The organism is Kitasatospora sp. NPDC029312, assembly GCF_055569215.1.
On the sequence record NZ_JBVHXY010000034.1, the window covers coordinates 60,263 to 79,519 of the forward strand.

The 19,257-nt window shown below is 73.9% G+C and carries 13 protein-coding genes and 1 riboswitch; of the genes, 8 read left to right on the forward strand and 5 right to left on the reverse strand.

The window, feature by feature from the left end; all coding sequences use genetic code 11:
• Window positions 1-100: 100 nt before the first annotated feature.
• Together ACZ4WV_RS25410 and ACZ4WV_RS25415 are read right to left on the reverse strand one after the other, a co-directional pair.
• The gene (locus ACZ4WV_RS25410; RefSeq protein WP_465750475.1) at window positions 101-1,336 is read right to left on the reverse strand and encodes a MalY/PatB family protein; all 1,236 of its coding nucleotides are present in this window, start codon (window positions 1,334-1,336) and stop codon (window positions 101-103) included.
• Window positions 1,333-1,845 carry an SRPBCC family protein gene (locus tag ACZ4WV_RS25415; RefSeq protein WP_465750476.1) on the reverse strand — a complete coding sequence of 171 codons (513 nt, stop codon included), beginning with the start codon at window positions 1,843-1,845 and terminating at the stop codon, window positions 1,333-1,335. The genes ACZ4WV_RS25410 and ACZ4WV_RS25415 overlap by 4 nt, the downstream gene beginning before the upstream one ends.
• Before the next feature lie 199 nt (window positions 1,846-2,044).
• On the opposite strand from ACZ4WV_RS25415, the gene ACZ4WV_RS25420 reads away from it, so the two are divergent.
• Together ACZ4WV_RS25420 and ACZ4WV_RS25425 are read left to right on the forward strand one after the other, a co-directional pair.
• Window positions 2,045-2,851, forward strand: a complete 807-nt coding sequence (locus tag ACZ4WV_RS25420; RefSeq protein ID WP_465750478.1) for an SAM-dependent methyltransferase — start codon at window positions 2,045-2,047, stop codon at window positions 2,849-2,851.
• Window positions 2,852-2,942: 91 nt separating this feature from the next.
• On the forward strand, window positions 2,943-5,060 hold the full coding sequence (locus ACZ4WV_RS25425; protein WP_465750480.1) for a putative bifunctional diguanylate cyclase/phosphodiesterase: 2,118 nt from the start codon (window positions 2,943-2,945) through the stop codon (window positions 5,058-5,060).
• 419 nt (window positions 5,061-5,479) lie between these two features.
• Here the strand turns inward: ACZ4WV_RS25425 and ACZ4WV_RS25430 are convergent, their stop codons facing one another.
• Entirely contained in the window at window positions 5,480-6,109 is a 630-nt protein-coding gene (locus ACZ4WV_RS25430) for a GTP cyclohydrolase II (protein WP_465750482.1), read from the reverse strand.
• A gap of 310 nt (window positions 6,110-6,419) precedes the next feature.
• Here ACZ4WV_RS25430 and gdhA point away from each other — a divergent pair, with 310 nt between their 5' ends.
• The 3 genes from gdhA to ACZ4WV_RS25445 all read left to right on the forward strand — a co-directional run bounded on the left by gdhA (window position 6,420) and on the right by ACZ4WV_RS25445 (window position 9,863).
• Window positions 6,420-7,820 carry an NADP-specific glutamate dehydrogenase gene (gene gdhA, locus ACZ4WV_RS25435; protein WP_465750483.1) on the forward strand — a complete coding sequence of 467 codons (1,401 nt, stop codon included), beginning with the start codon at window positions 6,420-6,422 and terminating at the stop codon, window positions 7,818-7,820.
• Between the two features lie 150 nt (window positions 7,821-7,970).
• On the forward strand, window positions 7,971-8,846 hold the full coding sequence (locus tag ACZ4WV_RS25440) for an AraC family transcriptional regulator (RefSeq protein ID WP_465750485.1): 876 nt from the start codon (window positions 7,971-7,973) through the stop codon (window positions 8,844-8,846).
• A 216-nt stretch (window positions 8,847-9,062) separates the two neighbouring features.
• Window positions 9,063-9,863: a VOC family protein gene (locus tag ACZ4WV_RS25445; RefSeq protein WP_465750487.1), complete on the forward strand. Its 801-nt coding sequence runs from the start codon at window positions 9,063-9,065 to the stop codon at window positions 9,861-9,863.
• On the opposite strand, the gene lnt is transcribed toward ACZ4WV_RS25445, so the two are convergent.
• Both lnt and cobN read right to left on the reverse strand, forming a co-directional pair.
• Complete coding sequence (lnt, locus tag ACZ4WV_RS25450; RefSeq protein ID WP_465750489.1) at window positions 9,803-11,524, reverse strand: apolipoprotein N-acyltransferase; 1,722 nt, start codon at window positions 11,522-11,524, stop codon at window positions 9,803-9,805. The two genes, ACZ4WV_RS25445 and lnt, sit on opposite strands and share 61 nt — an antisense overlap.
• A gap of 121 nt (window positions 11,525-11,645) precedes the next feature.
• Window positions 11,646-15,260, reverse strand: a complete 3,615-nt coding sequence (cobN, locus tag ACZ4WV_RS25455; RefSeq protein WP_465750491.1) for a cobaltochelatase subunit CobN — start codon at window positions 15,258-15,260, stop codon at window positions 11,646-11,648.
• A 154-nt stretch (window positions 15,261-15,414) separates the two neighbouring features.
• Window positions 15,415-15,500, reverse strand: a riboswitch (cobalamin riboswitch).
• Between the two features lie 279 nt (window positions 15,501-15,779).
• Between cobN and ACZ4WV_RS25460 the strand changes: the two genes are divergently transcribed.
• From ACZ4WV_RS25460 to ACZ4WV_RS25470, 3 genes are read left to right on the forward strand one after another with little or no spacing between them, the layout of a single operon-like run.
• Complete coding sequence (locus tag ACZ4WV_RS25460) at window positions 15,780-17,114, forward strand: precorrin-3B synthase (RefSeq protein ID WP_465750493.1); 1,335 nt, start codon at window positions 15,780-15,782, stop codon at window positions 17,112-17,114.
• On the forward strand, window positions 17,111-17,737 hold the full coding sequence (locus ACZ4WV_RS25465) for a precorrin-8X methylmutase (RefSeq protein ID WP_465750495.1): 627 nt from the start codon (window positions 17,111-17,113) through the stop codon (window positions 17,735-17,737). The genes ACZ4WV_RS25460 and ACZ4WV_RS25465 overlap by 4 nt, the downstream gene beginning before the upstream one ends.
• On the forward strand, window positions 17,734-19,257 hold the full coding sequence (locus ACZ4WV_RS25470; RefSeq protein WP_465750497.1) for a precorrin-2 C(20)-methyltransferase: 1,524 nt from the start codon (window positions 17,734-17,736) through the stop codon (window positions 19,255-19,257). Before ACZ4WV_RS25465 ends, ACZ4WV_RS25470 begins: the two co-directional genes overlap by 4 nt.

A 19,257-nucleotide genomic window follows, 5' to 3' on the forward strand; every position in this document is an offset into this window, starting at 1 on the left:
TTCCGCAGGTGGGAGGCCCGGCGATCGGGTGAATACGGGGGTCGTGGGCGGGTCGTGGCCGGGGCGTGAGGGGCGCTCCCGGCACGGGCACATGCCCGGGTCACAGGCGGTCCAGCCGGGCCAGGACGGTGTCCAGCACCGGGCCCGGCAGGGCGTAGTTCAGCCGCAGCGCGCCCGCGCCGCCCGGGCCGAAGTCGGCGCCATCGGAGGCCTCCAGTCCGCAGCGCTCCAGCAGCGCCCGGCGGGCGGTGGCGGGCGGCAGGCCGAGGGCGGCGGCGTCCAGCCAGAGCAGGTAGGAGGCCTGCGGCGTCGAGCGGACGGCCGCGCCGAGGCGCTCGGTGAGCCGGGCGCGGGCGGCGGCGAGGTGGGCGAGCAGGGCGTCCAGCCAGGGGCCGCCCTCGCGCAGCGCGGCCTGCTGAACGGTCTGCTCCAGCAGCCCGCCCTCCCAGAGGCCGTAGCCGGCCATCGTGTCGGTGAGCCGGACGCGCAGGGCGGGATCGGGGACGAGGGCGAAACTGCTCGGAACGCCGGAGCAGTTGAAGGTCTTGCCGACGGAGTTCAGAGTGACGACTCGGTCGCGGAGGGCCGGGTCGACGGTGGTGACGGCGACGGGGTGGGCGTGCCTGGGGTGGGTGAGGTCGCCGTGCACCTCGTCCGAGACCAGCAGCGCGTCCGCCTCGGCGGCCCGCTCGGTGAGGGCGCGCAGTTCGGCGGCGGACCAGACCCGGCCGGAGGGATTGTGCGGATTGCTCAGCAGGAGGGCGGCGGTGGGGCGGGGCAACGGGGCGTCGGGCAGGCGGTAGCCCCCCGGGCCGACGGGCAGCGGCAGCTCGCGGTGGTCGATCCCCGCCGCGCGGCAGAGCTGGGCGAAGCCGCCCCACTCGGGGGTGGGGGAGACGACGGGAGCCTGCGGGCGCAGGGTGTCCAACAGCAGGCGGAGGGCGGTTCGGGGGCCGCAGGGCAGCAGCAGGACCCAGTCCGGGTCCACAGCGGCGCCGTGCCGGGCGCGGTACCAGTCCGCGACCAGCGCCCGACCGGCCGGGTCGCAGACTGTGTAGCCGTACGCGCGGTGGCGGGCCCGCCGTTCCAGCGCTTCGGCGACGGCGGGCGGGCCGGGCAGGTCCATGTCGGCCAGACCCATCGGGATCACCCCGGGTGCTTCGGCCCGGGCCCACTTGCTGCTGCCGGTGCCGGTGCGGTCGAAGGGGGTGTCGAAGGCGAAGACGGCGGAGGCTGGGGTGGGGGTGGGGGTGGAGGGGGTGACGCCGGACGAACAGCGAACAGCTGACAGGTTTCGAAAGTTGTTATCTGTTCGTTGAAAGTTGTTATCTGTCATCTGTTCGTCGCCCCCGCTGCCCCCGTCGCTCCCGGAGCCGCCTCACGCCGTCCGCCGTCGGCGTCCAAGTACGCCGCGAGACCCCGTCGCCCCCGCCGCATCATCACCGCGTGGTTGGCCCGGAACAGCGGGTGCAGCGGCAGGGCGAGGCGCCGCAGCAGGAGCTTGCCGGGTCGGGCGTCCTCCTCGAACAGCACCCGGCACCCCGCCCCGCCCGGCCCGTCCGGTGTGACCGTGAACCGCGACCACCCGTCGAGGTCGCCCCGCATCGCCACCTCCAGCACCCCGGCGTCCGGGACCCGCCGGGTCGCCACCAGGCGGATCACCAGCCGGTACGGCAGCAGCGCGCGCACCACCACGTCCCCGGAGTCCTCATCCACCCGCCGGACCTCGCGGATCTCCGGCCACCACAGCGGGTAGCCCTGCACGTCCTCCAGCGCCGCGTACACCGCCGACGCCGGCGCCGGGAGGCGCCACACGCCCCGGAAACGGTAGTGGTTGGGGTCCACGCGCCCCACCCTAGCCCCGCAGGGGCCCGGCCCTCCCGACCTTCCGCACGGACCCGGCCTCCCAGCCCCACGGGAAGGGCACACTCCGCTTGCACCCGTTCGAGGTGCGGGGGAGGATCTTCCGTGCTTGTAGTCTCATCAGTCACGGCAGCATCCCCGGACGCTGCACCCCTGGAACCGGAGTGAAGGAGTCACAGGCATGCGGCGACCGAGCTGGGTACCGGAGGGCACGGACCTGGACAAACCGAACGCCGCACGGGTCTACGACTACTACCTCGGGGGCTCGCACAACTTCGAGGTCGACCGGGAGATGGCCCGCAAGGCGATCGCCCTGTGGCCCGAACTGCCCCAGATCATGCGCTCCAACCGGGCCTTCCTGCGCCGCGCGGTGACCTTCCTCGCCGAGCAGGGCGTCACCCGCTTCCTGGACATCGGCTCGGGCATCCCCACCTTCGGCGCGGTGCACGAGATCGCCCGCGCGATCCGGCCCGAGGCGCGGGTCGTCTACGTGGACCGCGATCCGGTCGCCGTCGCGCACAGCCGGCTGCTGATGCAGGACGACCCGGCCAGCGCCGTCGTCCGGGCCGACCTGCGCGACGTCGAGGACCTGCTGGGCCAGCCCGAGGTCACCGAACTGCTGTCCGCCGGCGAGCCGGTGGCCGTGCTGCTGGTGGCCGTCGCCCACTTCGTCACCGACGACGAGGACCCGTGGAAGCTGATCCGGGTGATCCGCGACGTGCTCCCCGCCGGCAGCGCGCTGGTCCTCTCGCACGCCTCCCTGGAAGCCCGCCCGGACCAGGCCGAAGACCACCAGAAGCTGTACCGGATGACACCGACCCCGCTGACCATGCGCACCCGCGAGCAGGTCACCGCGATGTTCGCCGGCTTCGAGCTGGTCGAGCCCGGCGTCGTCCCGCTGCCGCAGTGGCGCCCGGACCAGCCGCACACCGTCGGCGAGCACCCCGAGCGGATCGCCGGGATGGCGGGCGTGGGGTTCCGCTCTTGAGCGGACGCAGCGGGAGCGCGACCGGCGCGAGAGCCCACCTCCGCAGGAGGGCTCACGCGGGAGTGCCGGCCCGTGGCACCGGGGCGGCCGGATGAGCGGGCCCACCCCGGCCAGCGGCAGCGCCGAGCGGTTCCACGAGGACTGGTCGCGGCTGCTCTCCGCCGACCACGGCATCGCCGTCCACCCCGGCCTGCTCGGCCGCGTCGTCGCGCGCACCGCCGCGCTGCTCCACCGCGCCCAGCAGGACGAACCCTTCGAACCCCGGCTGGCCGCCCAGGCCGGCGCCGAACTGGTCGACGCCCACTTCACCGACCCGCTCCTGCTGGCCCGCGCGGTCGAACTGCTCCACGCCCAGCCGGTCGCCGACGATCGCGGCCCCGCGCTGACCGGCGCCTTCGCGGCCGGCTGGGCCAACGCCCTGCGCGAGCGCACCCTGCGCGAGCAGGAGGCCATCCGCACCGCCGCCGATGTCGCCCGAAAGGAGGCGGAGCGCGCCCTGCGCGCCTCCGAGGCCCGGTTCCGCGCCCTGTTCGAGAGCGCCGCGATCGGCATCGGCATCGGCGACACCGACGGCAAGATCCTCGCCGTCAACAAGGCCCTGCAAGAACTGTTCGGCGCCGGACCGGCCGACATGGTCGGCGTGCGGGTCGGCGACCTCGTCCACCCCGAGGACGCCCCGGGCGTCTGGGAGGCCTACGAGGACCTGATCAGCGGCAAGCGGGAGTACTTCCAGTTCGACAAGCCGTACTACCGCCAGGACGGCGAGGTGGTCTGGACCCACCTGACGGTCTCGCTGATCCGCGACGACGACGGCGTGCCGCAGTACCAGGTCGCAATGCTGGAGGACATCACCGACCGCTACCGGCTCCAGGAGCGGCTGCGCCACCAGGCCACCCACGACCCGCTGACCGGCCTGCCCAACCGCGCCGCCTTCTTCGAGCGGCTGGAGAAGCTGTTCGAGGACCCGGAGCCGGGCGCCCGTTTCGGCCTCTGCTACGTCGACCTTGACGGCTTCAAGGTGGTCAACGACAGCCTCGGCCACGACATGGGCGACCAACTGCTGTCGGAGGTCGCCACCCGGCTGAAGGCCGCCCTCACCCCGCTCGGCCACCTGGTGGCCCGGCTCGGCGGCGACGAATTCGTCGTCCTCCTGGAGAACTGCCGCGGCGAGCAGGAGGCGGTGGCCGCCGCCAAAACCGTGCTCAAGGCGCTGGCAGGTCCGGTGCTGATCGGCGACCACAAGCTCGCCGTCGGCGCCAGCGTCGGCGTGCTGGAACGACGGGTGTCCACCACCACCCCCGGCGCGGCTGTCCGGGCCGCCGACCTCACGCTCTACCGGGCCAAGGAGGCCGGCCGCGGCCGCTGGACACTGTTCGACCCCAAGGAGAACGCCCGCGCGGTCAGCCGCTACGCGGTGTCGGTCCGGATGCCGGCCGCCCTCGACCGCGGCGAGTTCTTCATCGACTACCAGCCGCTGTACAAGCTCGCCGACGGTCGGATGGCCGCCGTCGAGGCGCTGGTGCGCTGGCGCCACCCGCAGCTGGGCGTGCTCGGCCCGGACGAGTTCGTCACCACCGCCGAGGAGACCGGGCTGATCATGCCGCTCGGCCGCTGGGTGCTGGAGCAGGCCTGCGGCCAGGCCGCCGACTGGATCAAGCGGTACGGCGACGCCGCGCCCCAGCTGAACGTCAACCTCGCGGTACGGCAGGCGCGCAGCGCCGCGCTGGTCACCGACCTCGGCCGGATCCTCGACAGCACCGGGCTGGACCCGTCCCGGCTGCAACTGGAGATCACCGAATCCACCGTGGTCGGCCCCGAGGACGAGGCGCTGCGCACCCTGCACGGGCTGGTCGACCTAGGCGTCTCGCTGGCCGTGGACGACTTCGGCACCGGCTGGTCCAACCTCGCGTACCTCCGCGATCTGCCGGTGTCCGGATTGAAGATCGCCGGATCCTTCGTCGGTGACCTGCACGACCCGGCCAAGGACGGTGCCACCGGGTGGCGGATCGTCAGCGGCCTGGTGTCGATGGCGCACACGCTCGGGCTGACCGTCACCGCCGAGGGCGTGGAGACCCGCAAGGACGCCGAACGGCTGCGCACGATGGGCTGCGACTGGGCGCAGGGCTGGCACTTCGGGCGCCCGGTGCGGCCGGTCGAGATCGCCCGCCGGATCGTCGAGGAGCCCGAGGGGCGCCCGGTCGAGGGCTGACCGTCCGGGCCGGGATGACGGCGCCTGGGGCCTCGATCGACTGGCCGCTCTGAGCGAAGATCACGGAGTGTTACTGAAAGTTGCCACAATGGCAGTCAGAGACCCCTTGACGTGACTGTGAGTGTCGACGGACGATGAAGTCCTGGCGCAACTCCGCACAGGCGATCAGAGGACATCGGCCAGTTGGCGCCATGCGTGCGGTTCGTACGATCGGCGCCTATCGGCGCCGGTGGGAGCGCCCAGGTCGGCCGCCTCAGCGCTTCCTGCTCGCACGGCTCGCCCGCTCCGCCAGCCGACAGCAGCCGAGCTGGTCGACGCCGTCCACTGGGAACTGCACGTTCCCGCCTTGTCCACCGCGACACCCGCGGCGCGCCCTGGTCGGGTAGGGCGCGCCCGGGTGCCTGCGGGCCCACGGTCCGTCAGCCGACCAGCCGGGACAGCTCGATCGAGTGCCCCGTCCGCTCCACCTTGGCCGTCAGGTAGCGGACGTTGCTCGCCGACAGGTGGACGCCGGTCGGCACCCGCCGCCGGACGGCGATGCCCAGGCCGGTCAGCTGGGTGGCTTTGTCCGGGTTGTTGCTCAGCAGGTCGATGCCGGTGGCGCCGAGGGTGCCGAGCATCTGGGCCGCCGCGGTGTAGTCCCTGCCGTCCTCGGGCAGGCCCAGCGCCGTGTTGGCGTCGTAGGTGTCCATCCCGGAGTCCTGCAGGGCGTAAGCATCGAGCTTGTTGTACAGGCCGATGCCCCGGCCCTCCTGGCGCAGGTAGAGCAGGTAGCCGCCGGCTTCGCTGATCCGCTCCACCGACTCGCGCAGTTGTGGCCCGCAGTCGCAGCGGTCAGAGCCGAAGACGTCGCCGGTCAGGCACTCGGAGTGCAGCCGCACGAGCGGGGTCCCGCCCGTCGGAACGGTGCCGAGCGCGAGCGCCAGGTGCTCCGCGCCGTCGGTGAGGCCGTGGAAGGTGAAGACCTCCGCCTCGGTGCGGTAGCCGTCGGGGAAGGTCAGCGGGACGTGCACGCGCGAGCGCACGGTGGCAGGGCCGGGCTGAGGCATGGACGGGGCCTCCGTCGATCGGGTGGTGGAACGGGTCGGATCGCTCCGGATCTCGATGGATCCCGCTGGATCCGGTTGGATCGGAAGTCGACCGTACTCGGTTGTTCCAATTTGAACAACTGACTGACGCGAGGCCAGACCCGGCTACGGAGGCGGACAACGCCTCGCCCGCCCCGCCTGTTCCCGTCCGGCAGTCCAACATGTGGAAGGGATGGACCCGAGCTGTGGACACTGCGAGACTTCCTTCCGTTCCCTGGGCACGGGAGCGCCTTGCGCACGACCACCGACGACCACGGAAGGTCCTGATCAGATGCCCACGAGCCGTGCCACCACCACCTCCGGCCCCGCCTCCCAGCCCCGGTTCGACGCCGAACAGCGCGTGGTCGAGGCCCTCTACGCGGACGTGGTCCGCCGCAACAAGGGGGAGAGCGAGTTCCACCAGGCCGTCCACGAGGTGTTGGAGACCCTGGCCCCGGTGCTCGCCGACCGTCCCGAACTCCTCGACGCGCGGATCATCGAGCGGATCTGCGAGCCCGAGCGGCAGCTGATGTTCCGGGTGCCGTGGACCGACGACTCCGGCGACATCCACGTGAACCGCGGCTTCCGGGTGGAGTTCAGCAGCGCCCTCGGCCCGTACAAGGGCGGGCTGCGCTTCCACCCCTCGGTCAACCTCGGCATCGTCAAGTTCCTCGGCTTCGAGCAGATCTTCAAGAACGCGCTCACCGGCCTGGCGATCGGCGGGGGCAAGGGCGGCTCCGACTTCGACCCCAAGGGCCGTTCGGACGCCGAGATCATGCGGTTCTGTCAGTCCTTCATGACCGAACTGCATCGCCACCTCGGCGAGCACACCGACGTCCCGGCCGGTGACATCGGCGTCGGCGGCCGAGAGATCGGCTACCTGTTCGGTCAGTACAAGCGGATCACCAACCGCTACGAGGCCGGCGTGCTCACCGGCAAGGGCCTCGGCTGGGGCGGCGCACAGGTCCGGACGGAGGCCACCGGCTACGGCTGCGTGCTGTTCACCGCCGAGATGCTGCGCAGCCGGGGCGACAGCCTGGACGGACGCCGGGTGGTCGTCTCCGGCTCCGGCAACGTCGCCCTCTACGCGATCGAGAAGGCGCAGCAGCTCGGCGCGACGGTGCTGACCTGCTCCGACTCCTCCGGCTACGTGGTGGACGAGAAGGGCATCGACCTTGACCTGCTCAAAGAGGTCAAGGAGGTCCGCCGCGGCCGGGTCTCCGACTACGCCCAACTGCGCGGCAGCCACGTGGGGTTCGTCGAGGGACCCGGCGTGTGGAGCGTGCCGTGCGACGTCGCGCTGCCCTGCGCCACCCAGAACGAGCTGACCGAGGCGGACGCGCTCGCCCTGGTGCGCAACGGGGTCCTGGCGGTCGCCGAGGGCGCGAACATGCCGACCACCCCTGAGGCGGTCCGGGTGTTCCAGGAGGCCCGGGTGGCCTTCGGTCCGGGCAAGGCGGCGAACGCGGGCGGCGTCGCCACCAGCGCGCTGGAGATGCAGCAGAACGCCGCACGCGACTCCTGGACGTTCCAGCACACCGAGGAGCGGCTGGCCGGGATCATGAAGCACATCCACGACTCCTGCTTCACGACCGCCGAGCGGTACGGGCACCCGGGCGACTACGTGGTGGGCGCGAACATCGCGGGCTTCGAGCTGGTCGCCGACGCGATGCTGGCCCAGGGCCTGGTCTGACCCCCCCTGCCCTCCCTCCTCCCCGCCCTTCCCGGCCTTTCCGCCGACCACCCGGCAATCGGCACCCGACCGCAGCGGGCACCGATTGTCGGGTGCGGCAAAGTGGGGTCCTCCTACGGTGGTGATCAGTAAGGGAAGGACGGGGGCGGAGTGCTGGAGCACCTCAACCGGGCGATGGAACGGATCGACCGGAACCTGGACCGTGAGATCGACGTGGCCGAACTGGCGCGGATCGCGATGACGTCGGAGTACCACTTCCGGCGACTGTTCTCGATGCTCGCCGGGATGCCGCTGTCGGAGTACGTCCGGCGTCGGCGGCTGACCGTCGCCGGGGCCGAAGTGCTCGACGGCGAACGGACGTTGCTCGACGTCGCGGTCCGGTACGGCTACACCTCGGGCGAGGCGTTCGCCCGGGCGTTCCGGACCATGCACGGGGTCGGGCCGGGGGAGGCCCGGCGTGACGGTGCGGTGCTCACCTCCCAGCCCCGGATGTCCTTCCGACTCATCGTGGAGGGAAGCAGCAGTATGGAATACCGAATCGTCGAGAAGCCGGAGTTCCGGGTCGTCGGCCGGAAGGCGCGGGTGCCTCTGATCTACCTGGGCGTCAACCCGCACATCGCCGAGTTCATCAAGGGGCTCGGCGCGGAGACCGTCGCGCGGATCACGGCGCTGACCGGAGACGACCCGGTCGGCATCGTCTCGGTGACCGACGGCTTCTCGCCCAACCGCGAGGAGGGGTCCGAACTCGACTACTGGCACGCGGTGGTGGCGCGCGAGGATGCGGAGGTCCCGGAGGACCTGGAGGTCCTGCCCGTCCCGGCCGGCACGTGGGCGGTGTTCACCAACAAGGGCACCTTCCCGCAGGCGCTGCAGCAGATGTGGGCGGACGTGGCCAGCCAGTGGTTCCCGTCCAACCCGTACGAGGCCCGGCCCGGCCCGGAGATCCTGCAGACCCGCCTCGTCGAGGGGGCGGGCGATGCCGAGGCGGAGCTCTGGATCCCGGTGGCGAGGGCGCAGCGGGGCTGACGGCCGAGGGCGTCGGCTGACGGGCGGCGTCCGTCAGCCGGCGAGGAACAGCTGACAGATAACAGATGACAGATTTCGAAATCTGTTATCTGTCAGCTGTCGGCTGTTACCTGTCGGTCGGCCGGCCCCGTGCCCCGACCCCGTTCGGCCCACCAGCGCCCGCCTCCCCCGGCCCGGCCGCGCATGCTGGGGCGGGGGAGCAGGGAGCCGCAGGCCATGAAGCAGACCTCCGTCACCACCAACGGCCCGTGCTGGGTCGAGTTGGGCACCTCCGATCCGGCCGGCGCCACGGCCTTCTACAGCGAACTGTTCGGCTGGCGCCCCGACCGCGGCGTTCACCCCGAGGCCGGCGACCACACCCAGATGTTCCTGGGAGACGCCTCGGCCGCCGCCATCACCCCGCGCTACGCGCCGCGGCAGCCGACGGCCTGGACGGTCTGCTTCGCGGTCGCGGACGCCGACGCCACCGCGGCGAGGGTCGAGAACGCCGGCGGCACCCTCCTGAAGGAGCCCACCGACGTGCACGACCGCGGCCGGTTCGCGGTCGCCGCCGACCCGTCCGGAGCGGTCTTCATCCTCTGGCAGGCCCGCGCCTTCGCGGGCGCCGACGTGTTCAACGAACCCGGTTCGCTCGGCTGGGTGGAACTGCTCACCCGCGACCCGTCCGGCGCAACCGCCTTCTATCCGGCGGTCTTCGGCTGGTCCGTCGCCCCGTCCGAGCACTACACCCAGTGGGGCCTGGACGGCCGGGACTTCGGCGGCATGCTGGCGATGGGCGAGAACTACCCGCCCGAGGCGCGGCCGCACTGGCTGCCGTACTTCTCGGTCGGCGACGTCGACAACACGGCCGAGCGGGCGGTCGCCCTCGGCGCGGAGGTGCTGATGCCCGCCTACTCGATGCCCGGCGGCCGACGGATCGCCGTACTGCGCGACGCCCAAGGCGCCGCCTTCGGCGTCTACGCCCCCGCCCCGGACGGCCCGGACGCGCCAGACGGCCCAGACGCCCCGGACGCCTGAGCGGACCCGCCCCCGACGACGGACCGGGCAGCCTCCCGCCGGGAGACCGCCGCACGCCACCCGCCCACCGCCGCCCCTGCCGTGACCAGCAGAGCGCCCAGCGGCACCACGTCGCCGACCCGGTCGTACCAGGTCAGCGTCCCGGGCTCGGTGAGCGGCACCCGTACGGTCAGGGCCCCGGTGCCGTCGGTGCCGAGCCGGGCCAGCTCCCGCCCCTGGGCGTCGAAGGCGGCCGAGACGCCGGTCAGCGAGGCCTGAACGGCCGGACGCCCGGTCTCCGCGGCCCGGATCGCCGCCAGCGTGACGTGCTGCTCGGGCGCCCAGGTGCGCTGGAAGGTCGACGTCGAGGACTGGTAGACCAGCACCCGGGCGCCGTCCCGCGCCGCCGTCCGGGCCATGTCCGGGAACGCCGACTCGAAGCAGACCAGGGCGCCGACCGGCAGCGGCCCGCCCGCCCGGTCGGTGGCCGGCAGCAGGTGGAAGGCCGTGCCCGGCGCCCGGTTCTCGCCCGCCGCCCGGCTGACCCCGGCGATCCAGCCGAGCACCGGGCGCAGCGGGATGTACTCGCCGAAGGGCACCAGCCGGATCTTGCGGTAGCGGTCCACCACGCCCGTCGGAGAGACCAGCACCGCGTCCTTGGAGATCCGCCCGTCGGCTTTGCGGGCGTCCTCGCCGGCGATGACCTCGGCGCCGGTGGTCGCCGAGAGCCGGCGCAGCGTGTCCAGCGTGGCCGGGTCGCGTTCCAGGTCGGCGGTGGTGCTGCTCTCGCCCCACACCACCAGGTCCACCGGCTGCCCGACCAGGTCGGCGGTGGCGCGCGCGCTCGCGTCGAACCGGGCCTGCGGGTCCTCTACGATGCCCGGCTGGACCAGCGCCACCGTCACCGACCCGGTGCGGACGGGAGCCTGGCGCAGCGCGAACAGCAGTGGACCGGCGGCCAGGACCAGGACGGCGGTCAGGGCGGCGACCGCCCGGGGCTGCCGGTGCACGGCGGTCAGCACGATCAGCGCCGCGGTGTTCACCGCGGCGACAGCCGCGCTGACCAGCCAGATCCCGCCCGCCGAGGCCAGCCCGAGGATCGCCGGGTGCTGCCACTGGGTGGCGCCGAGGAGCGCCCACGGCCCGCCGAGCGCGTGCCAGGACCGGGCGTACTCGGCGGTCACCCACACCGCGGGGACGACCAGCAGCGCCAGCAGGGCCCGACGGGTGGTCAGCGGCGGGTGCAGCAGCCGGTGCGCGGCATACCCGACCGCGCCCTGCAGCGCCCCGAACAGCACCGCGAGCACCGGCAGCCCCGGCCCGATGGACGGCACCAGCCAGTACATCGCGGTCAGGATGAACCCGGCCCCGAACCACCAGCCGCGCACCGCCGCCTCCCGCCCCGAGGGCGCCCGCTGCATCAGCAGCAGTCCGGGGACCAGCGCGATCCAGGCGAGCCACGCCTGCCCCGGCGCCGGGAACGCCAGTACCGGTACCGCCCCGGCCGCCAGCACCCCGAAGCGCGCCCGGTACCGGTGCGGCGCGCGCGGCCCCCGTCTCTGCGCGGACGGCCCAGCGGCCCGGGCGGCGCCCGGCCCAGCGGCCTGGGCGGCGTCCGGCGCGGCGTCCGGGGTGGCGGTCGTGCTCGGGATGCGGCTGGCGGGAGCGATGCGGCGCGACATGCCCCGTATTGTCCGCTCGGGCGCCGTACGCCACCAGCGTTCCCGTCACCCGAATGGATGACGGGAACGCCACGTTTCGAACACGGCCGCGCTCACCGGCTCCCGCGCGGGCCCCGACGGCTCAGCCTTCCTCCCCCTCCAGGTCGCCCTCGGTCTCCAGGAACGCGGCCTGCAACTGCTCGATCAACGCCGGGTCCGGCTGCTCCCACAGCCCGCGGCTCGCCGCCTCCAGCAGCCGCTCGCTGATGCCGTGCAGCGCCCACGGGTTGGCGCCGGCCAGGAACTCCCGGTTGACCGGGTCGAGGACGTACTCCTCGGTCAGCTTCTCGTACATCCAGTCCGCGACCACGCCCGTGGTGGCGTCGTAGCCGAACAGGTAGTCGACGGTCGCGGCCATCTCGAAGGCGCCCTTGTAGCCGTGGCGGCGCATCGCCTCGATCCAGCGCGGGTTGACCACCCGGGCGCGGAAGACGCGGGCGGCCTCCTCGGTGAGCGTCCGGGTGCGGACCGTCTCCGGGCGGGTCGAGTCGCCGATGTAGGCGGTCGGCGCCTTGCCGGTGAGGGCGCGCACCGTGGCCACCATGCCGCCGTGGTACTGGAAGTAGTCGTCCGAGTCGGCGATGTCGTGCTCGCGGGTGTCGGTGTTCTTCGCCGCGACGGTGATCCGCTTGTACGCGGTCTCCATCTCCTCGCGCGCCGGGCGGCCGTCCAGCCCGCGGCCGTACGCGTAGCCGCCCCAGACGGTGTACACCTCGGCGAGGTCGGCGTCGGTGCGCCAGTCCCGGCTGTCGATCAGCTGGAGCAGTCCCGCGCCGTAGGTGCCCGGGCGGGAGCCGAAGACGCGGACGGTGGCCTTGCGCTCGTCGCCGTGCACCGCGAGGTCCGCCCGCACGTGGGCCCGGACGAAGTTGTCCGCGTCGGCCTCCTCCTGGGCGGCGGCCAGGCGCACCGCGTCGTCCAGCAGGGCGACGACGTGCGGGAAGGCGTCCCGGAAGAAGCCGGAGATGCGCAGCGTCACGTCGATGCGCGGCCGGCCCAGCTCGTCCAGCGGGATCGGCTCCAGACCGGTGACCCGGCGCGAGGCGTCGTCCCAGACCGGACGGACCCCGAGCAGCGCGAAGGCCTCGGCGATGTCGTCACCGGCGGTGCGCATCGCGCTGGTGCCCCACAGCGAGAGCCCGACCGAGGGCGGGTAGGCGCCGTCGTTGTCGGCCCGGTAACGGTCGATCAGGGAGGCGGCGAGCGCCTGGCCGGTCTCCCAGGCGAGCTTGCTGGGGACGGCCTTCGGGTCCACGGAGTAGAAGTTGCGGCCGGTCGGCAGCACGTTGACGAGGCCGCGCAGCGGAGAGCCGGACGGGCCGGCCGGGACGAAGCCGCCCTGGAGCGCGTGCAGCACGGCGTCCAGCTCGTCGGTGGTGGCGGTCAGCCGCGGCACCACCTGGGTGGCGGCGAAGGCCAGCACCTCGTGGACGGCCTGGGGCAGCCCGGCGGCGACCTTCTCGACCGCCTCGGGCGCCCAGTCCTCGGCCTCCATCGCCTCGACCAGGGCGCGGGCCTTGGCCTCGGCCGCGTCGGTGGCGCCGAGGGTGCGGGCCGCCTCGTCCAGGCCGAGAGCCTCACGCAGTCCGGGCAGCGCGCTGACGCCGCCCCAGATCTGCCGGGCGCGCAGGATGGCGAGCACGATGTTGACGCGGTCGGTGCCGGCCGGCGCCTGGCCGAGGACGTGCAGGCCGTCGCGGATCTGGGCGTCCTTGACCTCGCACAGCCAGCCGTCGACGTGCAGCAGGAAGTCGTCGAAGCCGTCGTCCTCGGGGCGTTCGTCCAGGCCGAGGTCGTGGTCCAGCTTGGCGGCCTGGATCAGGGTCCAGATCTGGGCGCGGATCGCGGGCAGCTTGGCCGGGTCCATCGCGGCGATGTTGGAGTGTTCGTCGAGCAGTTGTTCCAGGCGGGCGATGTCGCCGTAGGAGTCGGCGCGGGCCATCGGCGGCACCAGGTGGTCGACCAGGGTGGCGTGGGCGCGGCGCTTCGCCTGGGTGCCCTCGCCCGGGTCGTTGACGAGGAAGGGGTAGACCAGCGGCAGGTTGCCGAGGACGGCGTCCGGGCCGCACTCGGCGGACAGCGCGGCGGTCTTGCCGGGCAGCCACTCCAGGTTGCCGTGCTTGCCGAGGTGGATGACGGCGTGGGCGCCGAAGCCGCCGTCCTCCTGCGCGGCCTCGATCCAGCGGTAGGCGGCCAGGTAGTGGTGGCTCGGTGGAAGGTCGGGGTCGTGGTAGATGGCGACGGGGTTCTCGCCGAAGCCGCGCGGCGGCTGGATCAGCACCAGCAGGTTCCCGGAGCGGATCGCGGCCAGCACGATGTCGCCGTCCGGGTTCTGCGAACGGTCGACGTACAGCTCGCCGGGGGCCGGGCCCCAGTGCTCCTCGACCCGCTCGCGCAGGGCCTGGGGGAGCCCCGCGTACCAGCGGCGGTAGTCGGCGGCGGGGATGCGGACCGGGTTGCGGGCCAGTTGCTCCTCGGTCAGCCAGTCCTGGTCGTAGCCGCCGGCGGCGATCAGGGCGTGGATCAGCGCGTCGCCCTCGTGGCCGTCGTCCGTGCCCCCGTCCAGTCCGGGCAGGTCCGTACCCAGGTCCATGCCCTCCGCGCGCAGCCGCTCCAGCAGCCGCACCGCGCTGGCCGGGGTGTCCAGGCCGACGGCGTTGCCCACCCGGGCGTGCTTGGTCGGGTAGGCGGACAGCACCAGGGCGAGGCGGCGCTCGGCGGCCGGGGTGTGGCGCAGCCGGGCGTGCTTGACGGCGGTGCCGGCGACGCGGGCGGCGCGCTCCGGGGCGGCGGCGTAGACGGTCAGGCCGTCCTCGTCCAGCTCCTTGAAGGAGAACGGGACGCTGATCAGGCGGCCGTCGAACTCCGGCACGGCGATCTGGGTGGCGGTGTCCAGCGGGGAGAGCCCGTCGTCGCTGGCCTCCCACTGGGCGCGCGACCAGGTCAGGCAGAGCGCCTGGAGGATCGGGCGGTCCAGCGCGGCGAGCGCGCCGGCGTCCCAGGCCTCCTCGTCGCCGCCGGCCTGGGCGTCGGCCGGGCGGGTGCCGCCGGCGGCCAGCACGGTGGTCACGATCGCGTCGGCTTCGCCGAGCGCGGCCAGCAGTTCGGGCTCGGCGCCGCGCAGCGAGGCACAGTAGTAGGCCCGGGCGCGGGCGCCCTGGTCCTCGATGGCCCGGCAGAGCGTCTCCACGAAGGCGGTGTTGCCGCTCATGTGGTGGGCGCGGTAGTAGAGCACCGCGACCGTCGGGCCTTCGGTCGTACGGGCTTCGCGCTCCAGCGGTCCCCAGGCCGGGGCGGACGCGGGCGGGGCGAAGCCGTGGCCGGTCAGCAGCACGGTGTCGGAGAGGAAGGCGCCCAGCTCGGCCAGGTTGGCCGCGCCGCCGTGGGCGAGGTAGGCGTGGGCCTCGGCGGCGATGCCGGCCGGGACGGTGGACAGCTCCATCAGCTGGGCGTCGGGCGCCTGTTCGCCGGTCAGCACGACCACCGGGCGGGGGCCGGCCAGCAGTGCGTCAAGACCTTCCTGCCAGGCGCGCCGGCCGCCGAGGAGGCGGACCACCACGAGCTCGGTGCCCTCCAGCAGCGCGGGCAGGTCCTCGGGGGACAGCCGGGCCGGGTTGCCGAGGCGGTACGGGACGGGGCCGGCCGATGCTCGGGCACTGAGCAGGTCGGTGTCGGAAGTCGACAGCAGCAGGATCATGCGAAGGCCCTCCTGGCCTCTTCGGTGGCCAGGATGGCCGGGGTGGCCAGGGTGGCCGCGGTGGTGGCCGGGGACACGGGCGCGGGCATGCGACAGCGCGGGTGCATTTCTGCCTTCCTCGGGGTCCGCGCCCCGGGCCGGTGGAGGACGGCGGGAGTTCCTGGCTCCCGCGGCCGACCGGTCCCCCGGTGAGCCGCGGTCACAGTGGCGGGACCGCACCGGGCTTGCACCGGTTTCCTCCCCTGCGCCGTCGCTGGCGTGCGGACGGTCCGCTGGGACCGCCCGCCAGCATCGTACGGGGTGCGGCTGACCTGGGGGAGGGCGAGTTCCGCCGGGTCCGGTGCGGCACGGTGTACGGGCGCCCGCGGTGGCGACGGACCGCCCGGTGCAGGGGGCGCGGGGCGCCCGGCGCGCGGGCGGGCGCGGGGACCGGGTCGCGAGCCGGGAGCGGCGCCGGGCGACCGCCGGAATGCGCCGGATGTGACGCAGCGGACGGAGGCAACCGATCGGATCATCTGTATGCTCGCCGCCATGCCACCGACTCCCGACGCCACCGCGCCGGGCGCCGCCGCGCCCGACCGGGGGCGCCCGGACGCCTGCCCCGGGGCGCTTCGTCTGCACACGGCCGACGACGGCGCCCTCGCCCGGGTCCGTCTGCCCGGCGGACTGCTGACGGGCCGTCAGGCGCTCGCGCTGGCCGCGGTGGCCGAGGCCCTGGGCGACGGGGAGTTGGAGACCACCTCGCGCGGCAACGTCCAACTCCGCGGCCTGGCCGCGGACTGCGGCGCCGAACTCGCCGACCGGCTGCGCGCCGTCGGCCTGCTGCCCTCCGACACCCACGAGCGGGTCCGCAACATCGTCGCCTCGCCCTTGGCGGGGCTGGGCAGTTCGCCAGGCAGTTCGCCGGGCACGCCCGCAGCCGCGTCGTCGGGTGCCGCCTCGGGCCCGGACCTGCGGGCCTGGGTCCGGGAGCTGGACGCGCGGCTGTGCGCGAGCGACTGGGCCGCCGGACTCTCCGGCAAGTTCCTGTTCGCGCTCGACGACGGGCGGGGCGACGTCGCCGCCCTCGACGCCGATGTGACATTGATCGCAACTTCGGACGGCCCCGCGGTGCTGCGCCTCGGACGCGCCGCCTCGGGACACCCGGTCGAGCCCGGGCGGGAAGTGACGGCCGTGCTGGATGCCGCCCGCGCCTTCCTGGACGCGCTGAGGGCCGCCGGCCGGGAGGCCTGGCACCTGCGCGAGGTGCCCGAGCTGCTGCCGGCCGGCCCGGTGCCGCTGCCCCCCGTCACCGGCGCGCCGCCCGCGCTCGGCGCGCTGCCCGGCGCGCTCTCGGTGGGCATGCGCTTCGGGCGGGCGAGCGCCGAGCAGTGGCGCGCGCTGGTCGCTGCCTCGGCCGGTGAACTACGGCTGACCCCGTGGCGCGGCGCGGTACTGCCCGGCGCCCCGGCCGACCGGCTGCCCGCCCTCGAAGCGGCCGGCTTCCGCACCGTGCCGGGCTCGGCCTGGGAGCGGGCCACCGCCTGCACCGGGCTGCCGGGCTGCGCCAAGTCGCGGGCCGACGTCCGCGCCGACGCGGCCCGGGCCCTGGAGTCCGGACCGGCCTGGAGCCCAGGGCTGCCCGGGAGTCCAGGGCTGACCGGGGCTCCGGAGCCGGCCTGGCTGCCGGTGCACTGGTCGGGCTGTGAGCGGCGCTGCGGCCACCCGGCCGGGCGGTGGGTGGACGTGCTCGCCACCGGGCACGGCTACCGGGTGACGGTCAACGGGCCGGCGACGACCGCGGGCTCACCCGTGGACGTGAGGAACGAACAGATGGCCGAGGCGGTCGCCGAGGCCAGGAGGACCACGAAGTGATCGAGTACGAGAAGGACGGCGCGTCCATCTACCGCCAGTCCTTTGCCACCATCCGCGCGGAGGCCGACCTGGCCGCCCTCCCGGCGGACGTCTCCCAGGTCGCGGTGCGGATGATCCACGCCTGCGGGATGGTCGACCTGGTCGAGGACCTGGTGTACTCGCCCGGCGTGGTCGCCTCGGCGCGCGCGGCGCTGCACGCCGGTGCGCCCATCCTCTGCGACGTCAACATGGTCGCCAGCGGTGTCACCCGCAAGCGGCTGCCCGCCGACAACGAGGTGATCTGCACCCTCACCGACCCGTCGGTGCCCGAGCTGGCCCGGAGAATGGGCAACACCCGCAGCGCGGCGGCCATGGAGCTGTGGCTGCCCCGCCTGGAGGGCGCGGTGGTCGCCGTCGGCAACGCGCCGACCTCGCTGTTCCGGCTGCTGGAGATGATCGAGGCGGGCGCCCCGCGTCCGGCCGCGGTGATCGGCGTCCCGGTCGGCTTCATCGGCGCCGCCGAGTCCAAGCAGGCCCTGGCCGAGCATCCGTCCGGCCTGGAGCACCTGGTGGTCCGCGGTCGGCGCGGCGGCAGTGCGATGGCCGCTGCGGCCGTCAACGCGATTGCGAGCGAGGAAGAGTGACGGAGCATCAGGTGGCGGCGCCCACCGGCCGACTGTACGGCGTCGGCCTCGGCCCGGGAGACCCCTCCCTGGTGACCGTCCGCGCGGCCGAACTCATCGGCAAGGCTGACGTGGTGGCGTACCACAGCGCCCGGCACGGCCGTTCCATCGCGCGCTCGATCGCCGAACGGTACCTGACGGGCGGTCAGATCGAGGAGAAGCTGGTCTACCCGCTGACCGTCGAGACCACCGACCACCCGGGCGGCTACCGGGGAGCGCTCGACGAGTTCTACGAGGAAGCCGCCGCCCGGCTGGCCGCCCACCTGGACGCCGGACGCGACGTGGTGGTCCTCGCCGAGGGCGACCCGCTCTTCTACGGCTCGTACCAGCACATGCACAAGCGGCTCGCGCACCGCTACCCGACCGAGGTGGTGCCCGGCGTGACCTCGGTCAGCGCGGCGGCGGCCCGGCTCGGACAGCCGCTGACCGAGGCGGAGGAGACGCTCACCGTCATCCCGGGCACCCTGCCCGAGGAGGAGCTGACGGCGCGGATCGCCTCCGCGGACTCGGCCGTGATCATGAAGCTCGGCCGGACCTTCCCGACCGTCCGGCGGGCCCTGGAGCGCGCCGGACGGCTGGAGGACGCCCAGTACGTCGAACGCGCCTTCATGGCGGGGGAGCGGATTGCCCCGCTCGCGGAGGTCGACGGCGACACCGTCCCCTACTTCTCCGTGGCGGTGCTGCCCAGCAAGGTGGCGCCGCTGGAGCCCGCCGTCCGGCTGTCGGAGGGCACGGGCAGCGTGACCGTGGTCGGGACGGGCCCGGCCGGGCCGCTCTGGCTCACCCCGGAGGCGCGCGGCGCCCTGGCCGAGGCCACCGACCTGGTCGGCTACACCACCTATCTGGCCCGGGTGCCGGAGCGGCCCGGGCAGCGGCGCCACGGCTCGGACAACAAGGTCGAGTCGGAGCGCGCCGAGTACGCCCTGGAGCTGGCCCGGCGCGGGCACCGGGTCGCCGTGGTCTCCTCGGGCGATCCGGGCGTCTTCGCGATGGCGACCGCCGTGCTGGAGGTGGCCTGTGAGGAGGCCTACCGGGACGTGCCGGTGCGGGTGCTGCCCGGGATGACCGCCGCGCACGCGGCCGCCTCCCGGGCCGGTGCTCCGCTCGGGCACGACTACGCGACGGTGTCGCTGTCGGACCGGCTCAAGCCCTGGGACGTGGTGGCCAAGCGACTGCGCGCCGCCGCCGAGGCGGACCTGGTGCTCGCGCTGTACAACCCGGGCTCCCAGTCCCGCACCACCCAGGTCGGCCTGGCCCGGGACCTGCTGCTGGAGTACCGCGCGCCGGAGACCCCGGTGGTGATGGCGCGCGATGTCGGCGGGCCGACCGAGCGGATCCGGATCGTCCGGCTGGGCGAGCTGGACCCGGCGCTCGTCGACATGCGGACGATCCTGCTGATCGGCTCCTCGCAGACCCGGGCGGTCGAGCGGGGCGGCGGCGTGGAGGTCGTCTGGACGCCGCGGCGTTACCCGGAGGCCTGA

What these genes read in the sequence shown, in the direction of transcription:
- ACZ4WV_RS25410 (WP_465750475.1), bottom strand. Translation starts at nt 1,336, where the DNA reads ATGACAGATAACAACTTTCAACGAACAGATAACAACTTTCGAAACCTG.
- ACZ4WV_RS25420 (WP_465750478.1), top strand. Translation starts at nt 2,045, where the DNA reads ATGCGGCGACCGAGCTGGGTACCGGAGGGCACGGACCTGGACAAACCG.
- ACZ4WV_RS25425 (WP_465750480.1), top strand. Translation starts at nt 2,943, where the DNA reads ATGAGCGGGCCCACCCCGGCCAGCGGCAGCGCCGAGCGGTTCCACGAG.
- ACZ4WV_RS25430 (WP_465750482.1), bottom strand. Translation starts at nt 6,109, where the DNA reads ATGCCTCAGCCCGGCCCTGCCACCGTGCGCTCGCGCGTGCACGTCCCG.
- gdhA (WP_465750483.1), top strand. Translation starts at nt 6,420, where the DNA reads ATGCCCACGAGCCGTGCCACCACCACCTCCGGCCCCGCCTCCCAGCCC.
- ACZ4WV_RS25445 (WP_465750487.1), top strand. Translation starts at nt 9,063, where the DNA reads ATGAAGCAGACCTCCGTCACCACCAACGGCCCGTGCTGGGTCGAGTTG.
- lnt (WP_465750489.1), bottom strand. Translation starts at nt 11,524, where the DNA reads ATGTCGCGCCGCATCGCTCCCGCCAGCCGCATCCCGAGCACGACCGCC.
- cobN (WP_465750491.1), bottom strand. Translation starts at nt 15,260, where the DNA reads ATGATCCTGCTGCTGTCGACTTCCGACACCGACCTGCTCAGTGCCCGA.
- ACZ4WV_RS25460 (WP_465750493.1), top strand. Translation starts at nt 15,780, where the DNA reads ATGCTCGCCGCCATGCCACCGACTCCCGACGCCACCGCGCCGGGCGCC.